Below are 11,506 nucleotides of genomic sequence, written 5' to 3'. Positions count from 1 at the left end.
GTCCTCAGGCCGCGCCAGCCATCAGCCAGCGTGCTGCCATAAACAGCGCCAGCGCCAGGGTGGAGGAAACCCACATCAGTCGAATGGTTCGGGAAATGTCGTCTACCGCAATCGGGCGCAGCGCGTCGCCGATCCACGGCTTTTCCACGCGCTGGCCAAAATAGGTGTTGGGTCCGCCAAGCCGGATGCCCAGCGCACCGGCAACCGTCGCTTCAGCCCACGCGCAGTTGGGGCTACTGTGGTTGTAGCGGTCGCGCCAGCCGACGCGCAGCGCGCGGGAGGGATACTCGCGGCATAGCCACGCCGCAGCGCTCAGCAAGAGCCAGCTCAGGCGCGCGGGGATTGCGTTCGCCACGTCATCCATACGGGCGCTGACCATGCCGATTGCGCGGTATTTTTCGTGCTTGTAGCCCACCATTGAGTCGAGGGTATTCACCGCCTTATAGGCCATCGCCAGCGGCGCACCGCCCAGCAGGAGGAAGAACAGCGGAGCGATAACGCCGTCGACCGTGTTCTCCGCGACGGTCTCCACCACCGCCCGGTTGATCTGTTCCGGCTGAAGCTGAGAGGTATCGCGCCCCACTATCCATGAGAGCTTTTCGCGGCTTTCATCAAGGTCGCCCGCCCGCAGAGGGCGTTCAACGTCCCGCGCGGCGTTGGCCAGGCTGCGCCCGGCCAGCACGGTAAACATCATCCACACCTCAATCGCCCAGCCCAGCCAGGGATGAACCCACCGTCCGAGCGCCAGCACGCCCCAGGCCATGCCCCAGGTCAGCCCCACTACCGCCAGCCACATGACGCCGCCGCCAACGCGTAACGCCGCGTCGCTATGACAGCAGCGGCGAATACCCCGCTGTGCCGTATTGATCAGGTTGCCTATCCAGCGCACCGGATGCGGCCAGCGTTGCGGGTCGCCGATGATGACATCGAGCAGCCACGCGACGCACCATGCCAGCAGGGTCATAACGCTCCCCTCGCCGCGGTAAGCCAGCGGCTGAGCATCAGGGGCCGTTGGGCAAAGTGGAGGTGCAGGTAACTCGCGAACGTGTTGCCAACCTGCCAGCCACCCGCCCATTCCTGCATCGTCACGCCATCGCGCACTTTGCGGCACGCCAGCACCGCAGGGGTTTGCGGGGTGAAGTCGGAATAGTGAAATTCATGCCCACGCAGCACCTCCCCGCTATCGGCCAGCAGCGTGGGCTGGCGCGCCTGCGCCTCACAGTAGCCAAAACGGGTCAACCGTTTACCCATCCTGCTGTGGCCGGGGATAATATTGGCCATCCGGTGGGTAACCCCTTCGCTATCCTCCAGCGTGCTGCCGAGGTACATCAGCCCACCACACTCGGCGTAGATCGCCACGCCGCGCCGGTGCGCCTCCCGCAGGCTGGCGAGCATCGCGGTGTTTTCCGCAATCCGTGCTGCGTGCAGCTCCGGGTAACCGCCCCCGAGCCAGACCATCTGGCAGTCAGGTAAACGGCTATCGCGCAGCGGGCTAAAGCGAATAATGTGGACCCCGGTACGTTCGAGCAGCGTGATGTTATCCGGGTAATAGAAGTTGAAGGCCTCGTCATCGGCCATCGCAAGCGTTAACCCGAGTCCGGCGTCCCCGTCAGGAAGCGCGGGCCAGGTGCCCTGCGGCAGCGACGCCATCTGGCTGAGCGCGAGAAGTTGCCCGATATCCAGCGTACGTTCGAGAATGGCGGCAAAATTTTGCCAGGTCTGCGGGTCCGAGACCGACTCCCGCGCGGTGACCAACCCCAGATGGCGCTCGGGCAAACCGACGCCCTCAACGTGCGGCACATAGCCCAGGACGGGTACCGCGCAGTAGTGCTCAATGGCCGTTTTGAGCAGCTGATAATGCGACTCGCTGTTGACGCGATTGACAATCACCCCGGCAATATTGAGGGTGGGATCGAATCGCTGAAAGCCCATTACGGTCGCGGCAATCGACGTAGAAACCGCCTTGCCGTCCACCAGCAGAATCACCGGACAGCCCAGCTGTTTTGCCATCGCGGCGGTGCTGCAATAGTTCGGATCGGTGCCGTAGCCGTCATACAGCCCCATCACGCCTTCAATAACCGCGATATCCGCCTGCTGCATATGCTCGCAAAACAGCGCGTTGAGTATCGGTTCAGGAAGCATAAAGCTGTCGAGGTTGCGGGAGGCGGTACCGCTGATGTTGGTATGCCAGCCGGTGTCAAGATAGTCAGGGCCCACTTTGTACGGCTGGACGCGTAGCCCACGCTGTTTTAGCAGACTCAACAGGCCCAGCGTCACCGTGGTTTTACCACAACCGCTTCCGGTACCTGCCAGAACAAACGCGTGCTGCATTGCCGCCATGACCCCGATCCTGTCCAGGGTGGTAGGGAGGTATAGATACACGTTGTCCCAGTCTTTCGACTGTATGCATCAGTACAACCCACTTCCCACCGAAGTTGTTGAACGTGCCCGACAGGCAGGTCTTCTGGCTTAGCGTCCTCCTCGCCCGTCCTTCCCAATCTCGCGATCAGTGGTCATTACGGGGTCGTCAGCATCACAGCAGCGGGGGCTGCGGGGGATTGTCACCCCCTTCCCTGCCACAAATGTGGCAAACCTGTCGGCTTACATTATGAGAAAGAGTACGTTCTCAACACAGCAATGCTATTTACGGCGTTTCAATTCACCTTAGGCAAATACTTAACCGCAAATGAAAACTATGCTGAGTAAAACGTGGCGCCAGAATAATTGACGTCCTTCTCGATAACTCAACGTTTTATCACAAAAAATAAAAAGCAAAGATAATTACGATTAAAATCTCAATATTTATTGCGCTACGACAAGTTATTGCACCACTTGATATTTTTTCATTTTATCATGATCAAAATTCATCAGGATATTAAAGCCCGGCAACAACATAATATTGCTATTCAACGTATGTTCGTGTGATTTAATTGATGCATTACGCGTTCAGCAGGATCGCAGAATAATATGGAGGCTATAATTTGCGGTATATCAAGGTAAGCGGAATATCCTCATGACACTATGCTCCAGAAATTTCTGACCAGAAAGGTGAAAAGGTGGCTGTTGCGCAATGCCCCGCGTCGTGCGGTGAGCTTATCCAGGGCTGGATATTGGGCAGTGAGAAGCTGGTCTCCTGCCCTGTCGAATGGTACAGCACCGTTGAGGTGAGCCACGGCTCACCCGTGGCGGATGAACGCCCGCTGTCGCGCGCGATGGTCGAGCGGTTACTTCAGCACTGGCACTACCCGGCACAGCTAAGCCAGGATATCCGCATTGACGTGCACTCGACCATCCCGGTTGCCAAAGGGATGGCCAGCAGCACCGCAGATATTGCCGCCACCGCCGTCGCCACCGCCCGTCATCTGGGGCGTCAGCTCGACGAAAGCACGCTGGCAGCGCTCTGCGTTTCGCTCGAACCCACCGACAGTACCGTGTTTCGCCAGTTGACCCTTTTCGATCATAACGACGCGTCCACGCAGATTGCCTGCGACGCCCAGCCCGATCTCGACCTGCTTGTTCTCGAAAGTCCGCAAACGCTGCGCACGGCAGACTACCACCGCATTCCGCGTCAGGCGGGGCTACAGGCCGGTGCGCCAGCGCTGAAACGCGCGTGGGAAAAAATCCAGGAGTCCTGTATCACGCAAAACCCTTACCGACTGGGCGAAGCGGCAACCCTCAGCGCCATCGCCAGCCAGAGGCTGTTGCCCAAACCAGATTTTGACGCACTGCTCGCACTGGTAGAGGAGTGCGGTATTTACGGGGTGAACGTAGCGCACAGCGGCAGCGTGGTGGGGCTGATGCTGGACAGAAGTAAAGACGATGTCGACTATGTGATATGGCTGCTGGCGAAAAAACAGCTCACCCGCCACTGGCCTCAACAACACCTGCTGCGGATGGTAAAAGGCGGCGTGACGCTACTCTGACAGCAGCCTGTGCTGAATGAGCCACTCGACCTGCTGCTTGACCTCCTGCTCGTGCTCCTGCGCTAGAGCCTGCTGCAGCGGCACATGCCGGAAGAACGCGTCCCAAAATGCACGCTTGCGCTCCCGGTCACCGCATGCGCCATTAATCCTTTCACGAAGCGCCCCCGCCAGCCGCACGCTTTCCCGCATGCCCGCAGGAAGATGGTCTGCGACATGCGCTTTGAGGATCGTGCTGTATACCGGCGCGTTGCCTCCGCAGCTCAGCGCAATAATGACCGGCGAACGGTCGATAACGGCCGGTGAGATAAAGGTGGCAGCAGAGGGGTCGTCAGTGACATTGCAAAAGATACGCTCCGCGCTGGCGGCCCCTGCGACCTGACGGTTCACCTGCCGATCGCTGGTCGCGGCAATGACCAGCCAGCATGACTGGAGAAACCGCGGCGAAAACGTCTCCGGAAACCACTCGATGTCACCGCTCGCGTGCAGGCTGGCGAGTTCCGGCGTCAGGGTGGGCGCAACCAGGCGCAGCACCGCTCCGGCGGCCAGCAGCCCCTTTGCCTTATGCGTCGCCACCTGCCCGCCACCGACGAGCAGGCAGCGTTTCCCCTTCAGGTTGCAAAAAATTGGGAAATAGTCCATCGCCTTAGCCTTGTAAAACGTGAGTCAGCGCGTCAATAAACCGGCGGTTCTCCGCTTCGGTACGCACGGCAATCCGGTAGTAGTCGCGATCGAGCCCGGGATAGTTTTCGCAGTGGCGGATGAGGATGTGATGGCCGAGCAGCGCCGCCTTCAGGTCGAAACCCTGACGCAGGCAGCGGAAGAAAATAAAGTTGGCCTGCGGCTTCCAGACCGCCAGCGAGGAAAAGCGCGTCATCGCCTGCCACAGGACATCACGCTCCCGGGCGATAAAGGCGTGGCTGCGCGCAATATAGTCTTCATCCAACAGCAAATGTTGCCCCACCAGCGCCGAGAAGGCATTCACGGACCAGGGCTCGCGGGTGCGTTTCAGCTGGCGAATAGTTTGCGTATTTCCGCTCAGCAGATACCCAAGGCGCAGCCCGGGAATAGCAAAAAACTTGGTCAGGGAACGCAGCAGGTAAAGATAGCGTGACTTCGCCAGCCGCGGTGCCAGCGTGGAGCCCTGCGGCAGAAAATCGATGAACGCTTCATCCACAATCAGCGCAATCTGCAGCGCTTCGCACAGCGAGGCCAACCGGTCGAGAAGATCGGCATCAGGCATGAGTCCGGTAGGGTTGTTTGGCGTCGCGATGAACAGGCAATCGGGCCTGCGCGCGCGAACGGCGTCCAGTATGGAAGCATCCACCTGGAACCCGCTCTGCTCACTCAGCGCATAGTCGATTATCTCGCAACCCTGCTGCTGTAATGCCCGGCGATATTCAGCGAAGCCCGGCACCAGCAGCATCGCCCGGCGAGGGGCAAGCGTTCGCACCAGGCCATAGATCAGCTCCGTTTCGCCATTCCCGGCAATCGTCTGGTCATAGTCACACCGGCAGGCGCTGGCCAGCGCCTGATGAAGATGGCGGTACTCAACGTCCGGGTACTGCATGATGATATCCAGATGGGACACAATGAGCGACCTGACGCGCTCGGGCAGCCCTAGCGGATTGATGTTCGCGCTAAAGTCCAACAGCAGCTCGGGATCGATCCCCAACTGCAGCCCCGTTTCCAGAACGTTACCACCATGCTCACTCATTCGTTTCACTCGTCCATTTCAAAATGTCAGGATAACATCAGACCACAACCTGATTCAGCGCGAGATGTGATGCGGTAAACGCCAGTATCTCCTGCAGGTTGACGACCTCACCGATGACGATGAGCGCCGGAGCATGCAGTTGTTGACGTTCAACCTCGAGGTGGATATCGGTCAGCGTGCCTTTGGCGATCTGCTGACGAGACTGGCTGGCATACATCACCACCGCCACCGGCGTCCCGGCGGACATGCCTCCCTCGATAAGCTGCTGGCAGATTTCAGCCAGCCGGGTCATTCCCATCAGAACAATCAGCGTTCCGTTCATTTGCGCCAGGGCATGCCAGTTTTGCGGGTCGTTTCCCTGGCACATATGGCCGGTCACAATATGAAAGCTGGAGGCGTAATGACGGTGCGTGACCGGGATACCGGCATAGGCCAGTCCGCCAATCGCGGAACTGATCCCCGGCACAATTTCGAACGTCAGGCCGTCTTTCGCCAGCTGCTCTGCCTCTTCACCCCCGCGGCCAAAAACGTAGGGGTCTCCGCCTTTCAGACGCACCACCTGCCGCCCTTCCCCGGCATGCTTGACCAGCAGGGCATTGATTTGTTCCTGAGGGACCGGATGATGGCTTGGGGTTTTACCGACATCAACCATCAGACAGCCTGCCGGAGCCTGGGCCAGAAGTTCAGGGTTAACCAGGCGATCGTGAACAATCACCTCCGCATGGCGGATACAGTGCAGACCTTTTACCGTAATTAAAGACGCATCGCCAGGCCCTGCCCCTACAAGCCAAACCTTCCCTTTACTCATCGTTATATCCTCAGATTAAATATTTTAAGACGCAAGAAAGCGGATAATTAAAATTAGCGCTGAATTATACATCCCCTCCACGCGTCAAAAATTTGATGTATTTATCACTCTTTCTTAATTTTACGAATGGCGTTTATGACCAATATCAATAAAACAGTGAATACCGCTTTTCCTCTGCCATTGCGACATTATCGCTTTGGTCATTATGCTTAAAAAAACATATTAACCACTATCAACAATAAAACAGGCGCGCGATCACAAATATTACAATGGTTTTGTCAGTGACGTTTATAGATAAATATCAAACCTAAAATGAAGAACTCACAACCAATTGATATAAAACATTTTTTAATATCACCCCATTACCATCGTCATTTTTGGAAGGATTTTTTGAAAATAGATCAATTGCTTCCTTTTCGTCTTCAAAACACACTCCAACACCATTAACAGACCCAATGTACATTAACCGTTTTTTATACCCTTTTTATTTCCACTATCAGCCCTACAGAGGATTACCCATGAAGAAATCAACACTTGTTATTGGCGTCATTGGTGCTGACTGCCATGCGGTAGGCAATAAAGTTCTGGACCGCGTTTTTACTTCCCATGATTTTCACGTCATCAATCTTGGCGTGATGGTGAGCCAGGATGAATATATTGATGCGGCCATCGAAACGGGTGCTGATGCTATTGTCGTTTCATCCATCTACGGCCATGGCGACATCGACTGCCTGGGGCTGCGCGAGCGCTGTATCGAACGCGGTATCGGCGACATTCTGCTTTATGTTGGCGGTAATCTGGTCGTAGGCAAGCACGATTTCGCCGATGTCGAAGCCAAATTCAAAGAGATGGGGTTCAACCGCGTGTTCGCCCCGAGCCACGACCTGGAAGACGTCTGTCAGCTGATGGCGAACGATATACAGCAGCGTCAGCGCGTTGAAGAGCTCTGTCTTGAAGAGGGCTTCTGATGCAAATCGTCTCAGTCGACATTGGCTCGACGTGGACCAAAGCCGCGCTCTTCACGCCGGAGGGTGATGCGCTAACGCTGGTCAACCACGTTCTGACCCCGACGACGACCCAACATCTGGCGGAGGGCTTCTTCACCAGCCTGAACCAGGTGCTAAACGTTGCCGATGCGCGACCGTTGCTGAACAGCGGGGACGTTACGCTGAAATACTCGTCGTCGGCAAAAGGCGGGCTCGCCGTTGCCGCAATGGGTCTGGTGCCGTCGATAACCCTGGAATCAGCCAAAGTCACCGCCCATTCTGCGGGCGCCAAAATCGCCCAGTACTACTCCTACAAGCTGAACCGTCACGATATCCAGGCGCTGGAGGACTCCCCGCCGGACATTCTGCTGTTCACGGGCGGTACGGACGGCGGCGAAGAGAGCCACGGACTGGCCAATGCCCGCGCGCTGGCAGCGTCAAACCTGGATTGCGCCATTATCTACGCGGGCAATCGCGATATTCAGGACAACGTGCAGGCCATTCTTGGTCACAAAGATTTGATCGTGGTCGACAACGTGTTGCCTGACCTCGATCACCCGAATCCCTATGCCGCCCGCAAGGCCATCTGCGATGTCTTTCTCTCCCGCATCGTGAAGGGGAAAGGACTGGACGTTATCGTCGGGGAAACCGGTGAAGAGCCGATGCCCACGCCGTGGACCGTCTACGAGCTGGTGAAGGCGATCAGCGATGTCGACAGCGCGTGGAAAGAATTCATGCTGATCGACATGGGCGGTGCCACCACCGACGTCTACTCCGCCAGCGCCAATATGCTCTCCCCGGATACCGTTCTGCACGGCGTACCTGAGCCGTTTGTGAAACGCACCGTAGAGGGCGACCTCGGCATGCGCGTCTCGGCGGTGGTGGTCGGCGAAAGTACGCAGGAACTGGTGAACGCGGTGTTCGCCCACCAGCCTCAGCGCAGGGACGCGTTTTATGGCTATCTGCGCCATCTGGTCGCGCATCCGGACTATCTCCCCGTTACCGAAGAAGAAAAGCATTTCGACACGCTGCTGGCCGGGCTGTGCGTGGGATACGCCAGCGAGCGCCATGCCGGCACCAAAAAACAGGTCTGTACCTGCGTGGGCAACGTCGATTTGCAGATGGGGCGCGATCTGACCACCGTGCGCAAGGTGGTGGGCTCCGGGGGATGGCTCTCCCGCGCCAGCCAGTTCGATATTCACCGCTGGCTGAAGTACCGCGAGCTGGACGATAGCAGCAGGCGCGTGCTTTTACCCGGGCAGTTTGACTATTACCGCGATGCAAAAGGTCTGCTTCCTCTGTTGGCGAACGTCGCCAGGCTGGATCCGCAGGCGGCGGCTCGCACCAGTATTCATTGTTTAACCCTATAAAACCTAAGGCAGCAACGAATGGAACTTCGAAATAAAAAGCTAACCCATGACGAATTCATGACTGAGCGGCAACAGGTCTTGCAGACCTGGCACACCGGCAAGGACGTTGAGAACTTCGAAGATGGCGTGAAGTACCAGCAAACCATTCCTGAACAAAAACGCTTTTCTCACGCCCTGCTGAAGGCGGACCAGGAAGGTAAAACCCTGAGCCAGCCGCGCGCAGGCGTAGCGCTGATGGATGAACATATCGCCCTGCTCAAAACGCTGCAGGAAGATTGTGATTTGCTGCCCAGCACCATCGATGCCTATACCCGCCTGAATCGCTATGAAGAGGCGGCGGTAGGGATCCAAAAATCCATCGAAGCGGGCACCTCCAAACTTAACGGCTTACCGGTCGTCAACCACGGTGTCGCCGCCTGCCGCCGCATGACCGAAGCGCTGGAGAAACCGATTCAGGTACGTCACGGCACGCCGGATGCGCGCCTGCTGGCGGAGATCGCGATGGCCAGCGGCTTTACCAGCTATGAGGGCGGCGGTATCTCCTACAACATTCCGTACGCTAAGCGCGTCACTCTGGAAAAATCCATCCGCGACTGGCAGTACTGCGACCGCCTGATGGGCCTGTACGAAGAGAACGGCATTCGCATTAACCGTGAACCGTTTGGCCCGCTGACCGGCACCCTGATCCCACCGTTTGTGTCCCACTCGGTGGCGATTATCGAAGGTCTGCTGGCGCTGGAACAGGGCGTGAAGTCAATTACCGTTGGCTACGGCCAGGTCGGTAGCCTGACGCAGGATATCGCCGCGATTCAGGCCCTGCGCGAGCTGTCCCACGAATATTTCCATAACCACGGCTTTGACGATTACGAGCTGAGTACCGTCTTCCACCAGTGGATGGGCGGCTTCCCGGAAGATGAGTCGAAAGCGTTTGCCATTATCTCCTGGGGCGCAGCGGTTGCCGGTATGTCAGGGGCGACCAAAGTGATCACCAAGAGCCCACACGAAGCGTTCGGTATCCCGACCGCCGCCGCAAACGCCCAGGGGCTGAAGGCCTCGCGTCAGATGCTCAACATGGTCAGCGATCAGAAATTCCCGCCGTGCGCCGCCGTCGAGCAGGAAGTCGAGCTCATTAAGAGCGAAGTCCGCGCCGTGCTGAAGAAAGTCTTCGAGCTGGGCAACGGCGACGTGGCGCGCGGGACGGTGCTGGCGTTTGAAGCGGGCGTGCTGGACGTACCGTTCGCCCCCGCCTCCTGCAACGCGGGCAAAATCCTGCCGGTTCGTGATAACGCCGGCGCCATTCGCGTGCTGGAAGCCGGTGCGGTTCCGCTACCGAAAGATATCCTCGCCCTGCATCACGATTACGTCGCCGAGCGCGCGCGTTTTGAAGGCCGTAAACCCTCATTCCAGATGGTTGTTGATGACATCAACGCGGTATCCCACAGTAAATTAATAGGAAGACCATAATGAAAATTAAGCAGGCCCTTTTCACCGCAGGCTACTCCTCATTCTATTTCGACGATCAGCAGGCCATCAAAAACGGCGCCGGGCATGACGGGTTCATCTATACCGGCAATCCGGTAACGCCCGGGTTTACGTCCGTTCGTCAGGCGGGTGAATGCGTCTCCGTACAGCTGATTCTGGAAAACGGCGCGGTGGCGGTGGGCGATTGTGCAGCGGTGCAATATTCAGGCGCGGGCGGTCGCGATCCGCTGTTCCTGGCTGAACACTTCATTCCGTTCCTCAACGATCACATCAAGCCGCTGCTGGAAGGCCGTGAGGTTGACCGGTTCCTGACGAACGCCCGCTTCTTTGACGAACTGCGTATAGACGGCCATCTGCTGCATACCGCCGTACGCTATGGCCTGTCGCAGGCGCTGCTCGACGCGGCGGCGCTGGCGACCGGCCGTCTGAAAACGGAAGTCGTGTGCGATGAATGGCAGCTGCCGTGCGTCCCGGAGGCCATTCCGTTATTTGGGCAGAGCGGCGACGACCGCTATATCGCCGTCGACAAGATGATCCTCAAAGGCGTTGACGTACTGCCGCACGCGCTTATCAACAACGTGGAGGAGAAGCTGGGCCTGAAGGGGGAAAAACTGCGCGAGTATGTGCGCTGGTTATCCGACCGCATCTTAAGCCTGCGCACCAGCCCGCGCTATCGCCCGACGCTGCACATCGACGTGTACGGCACCATCGGTCTGATTTTCGATATGGACCCGGTACGCTGCGCCGCCTATATCGCCAGCCTTGAAAAAGAGGCCCAGGGCCTGCCGCTGTACATCGAGGGGCCGGTGGATGCGGGCAACAAGCCGGATCAGATCCGCCTGCTGACCGCCATCACCCACGAGCTGATGCGTCTGGGTTCCGGCGTGAAAATCGTTGCCGATGAGTGGTGTAACACCTATCAGGACATTGTGGACTTCACCGATGCGGGCAGCTGCCACATGGTGCAGATTAAAACCCCGGACCTGGGCGGTATTCACAACATCGTTGATGCGGTGCTGTATTGCAACAAACACGGCATGGAAGCCTATCAGGGCGGGACCTGTAACGAGACGGAAATCAGCGCCCGCACCTGCGTGCACGTGGCCCTCGCCGCTCGCCCGATGCGCATGCTGATCAAACCGGGCATGGGCTTCGATGAAGGTCTTAACATCGTGTTTAACGAAATGAACCGCACCATCGCACTGTTGCAGGCTAAGGATTAA

Annotated in this window: 10 protein-coding genes and 1 riboswitch; of the genes, 5 read left to right on the top strand and 5 right to left on the bottom strand. The window is 57.8% G+C overall.

Annotated features, from left to right (window positions below; genetic code table 11):
- Positions 1 to 4: 4 nt before the first annotated feature.
- Both cbiB and GVO84_RS07840 read right to left on the bottom strand, forming a co-directional pair.
- Complete coding sequence (cbiB, locus tag GVO84_RS07845; RefSeq protein WP_159513811.1) at positions 5 to 964, bottom strand: adenosylcobinamide-phosphate synthase CbiB; 960 nt, start codon at positions 962 to 964, stop codon at positions 5 to 7.
- Entirely contained in the window at positions 961 to 2,340 is a 1,380-nt protein-coding gene (locus GVO84_RS07840) for a cobyrinate a,c-diamide synthase (RefSeq protein WP_159513810.1), read from the bottom strand. The genes cbiB and GVO84_RS07840 overlap by 4 nt, the downstream gene beginning before the upstream one ends.
- 97 nt (positions 2,341 to 2,437) lie before the next feature.
- Positions 2,438 to 2,612: riboswitch (cobalamin riboswitch) on the bottom strand.
- A 444-nt stretch (positions 2,613 to 3,056) separates the two neighbouring features.
- Here GVO84_RS07840 and GVO84_RS07835 point away from each other — a divergent pair.
- Positions 3,057 to 3,923 carry an L-threonine kinase gene (locus GVO84_RS07835; RefSeq protein WP_159513809.1) on the top strand — a complete coding sequence of 289 codons (867 nt, stop codon included), beginning with the start codon at positions 3,057 to 3,059 and terminating at the stop codon, positions 3,921 to 3,923.
- On the opposite strand, the gene GVO84_RS07830 is transcribed toward GVO84_RS07835, so the two are convergent.
- Genes GVO84_RS07830 through cobA form a run of 3 tightly spaced genes read right to left on the bottom strand, consistent with a single transcriptional unit; the run spans position 3,915 to position 6,445 of the window.
- A complete protein-coding gene (locus GVO84_RS07830) occupies positions 3,915 to 4,562 on the bottom strand; it encodes a precorrin-2 dehydrogenase/sirohydrochlorin ferrochelatase family protein (RefSeq protein ID WP_159513808.1) in 648 nt (215 codons plus the stop codon). The two genes, GVO84_RS07835 and GVO84_RS07830, sit on opposite strands and share 9 nt — an antisense overlap.
- Before the next feature lie 4 nt (positions 4,563 to 4,566).
- Positions 4,567 to 5,637, bottom strand: coding sequence for a threonine-phosphate decarboxylase CobD (gene cobD, locus GVO84_RS07825; RefSeq protein ID WP_159513807.1), 1,071 nt, complete (start codon positions 5,635 to 5,637; stop codon positions 4,567 to 4,569).
- A 37-nt stretch (positions 5,638 to 5,674) separates the two neighbouring features.
- Entirely contained in the window at positions 5,675 to 6,445 is a 771-nt protein-coding gene (gene cobA / locus GVO84_RS07820; RefSeq protein ID WP_159513806.1) for a uroporphyrinogen-III C-methyltransferase, read from the bottom strand.
- Positions 6,446 to 6,963: 518 nt separating this feature from the next.
- Here cobA and glmS point away from each other — a divergent pair.
- Genes glmS through GVO84_RS07800 form a run of 4 tightly spaced genes read left to right on the top strand, consistent with a single transcriptional unit; the run spans position 6,964 to position 11,506 of the window.
- On the top strand, positions 6,964 to 7,413 hold the full coding sequence (gene glmS / locus GVO84_RS07815) for a methylaspartate mutase subunit S (protein WP_121425791.1): 450 nt from the start codon (positions 6,964 to 6,966) through the stop codon (positions 7,411 to 7,413).
- Entirely contained in the window at positions 7,413 to 8,801 is a 1,389-nt protein-coding gene (gene glmL / locus GVO84_RS07810; RefSeq protein WP_159513805.1) for a methylaspartate mutase accessory protein GlmL, read from the top strand. Before glmS ends, glmL begins: the two co-directional genes overlap by 1 nt.
- 18 nt (positions 8,802 to 8,819) lie before the next feature.
- A complete protein-coding gene (locus GVO84_RS07805; RefSeq protein WP_028019186.1) occupies positions 8,820 to 10,265 on the top strand; it encodes a methylaspartate mutase subunit E in 1,446 nt (481 codons plus the stop codon).
- Positions 10,265 to 11,506 (top strand): methylaspartate ammonia-lyase, encoded by a 1,242-nt coding sequence (locus GVO84_RS07800; RefSeq protein WP_159513804.1) that lies wholly within the window; start codon positions 10,265 to 10,267, stop codon positions 11,504 to 11,506. The genes GVO84_RS07805 and GVO84_RS07800 overlap by 1 nt, the downstream gene beginning before the upstream one ends.

It is taken from the genome of Enterobacter sp. SM3, assembly GCF_009811935.2.
GTDB classification, from domain to species: Bacteria; Pseudomonadota; Gammaproteobacteria; order Enterobacterales; family Enterobacteriaceae; genus Enterobacter; species Enterobacter asburiae_D.
Note: the sequence above shows the minus strand (reverse complement) of the source record. Positions and strands in the feature narration are given on the sequence as shown.

Excerpts from the sequence above, each read along its gene's own strand:
- cobA (WP_159513806.1), bottom strand. The coding sequence starts at position 6,445 with ATGAGTAAAGGGAAGGTTTGGCTTGTAGGGGCAGGGCCTGGCGATGCG.
- glmL (WP_159513805.1), top strand. The coding sequence starts at position 7,413 with ATGCAAATCGTCTCAGTCGACATTGGCTCGACGTGGACCAAAGCCGCG.
- cbiB (WP_159513811.1), bottom strand. The coding sequence starts at position 964 with ATGACCCTGCTGGCATGGTGCGTCGCGTGGCTGCTCGATGTCATCATC.
- GVO84_RS07800 (WP_159513804.1), top strand. The coding sequence starts at position 10,265 with ATGAAAATTAAGCAGGCCCTTTTCACCGCAGGCTACTCCTCATTCTAT.
- glmS (WP_121425791.1), top strand. The coding sequence starts at position 6,964 with ATGAAGAAATCAACACTTGTTATTGGCGTCATTGGTGCTGACTGCCAT.
- GVO84_RS07830 (WP_159513808.1), bottom strand. The coding sequence starts at position 4,562 with ATGGACTATTTCCCAATTTTTTGCAACCTGAAGGGGAAACGCTGCCTG.
- GVO84_RS07805 (WP_028019186.1), top strand. The coding sequence starts at position 8,820 with ATGGAACTTCGAAATAAAAAGCTAACCCATGACGAATTCATGACTGAG.
- cobD (WP_159513807.1), bottom strand. The coding sequence starts at position 5,637 with ATGAGTGAGCATGGTGGTAACGTTCTGGAAACGGGGCTGCAGTTGGGG.
- GVO84_RS07840 (WP_159513810.1), bottom strand. The coding sequence starts at position 2,340 with ATGGCGGCAATGCAGCACGCGTTTGTTCTGGCAGGTACCGGAAGCGGT.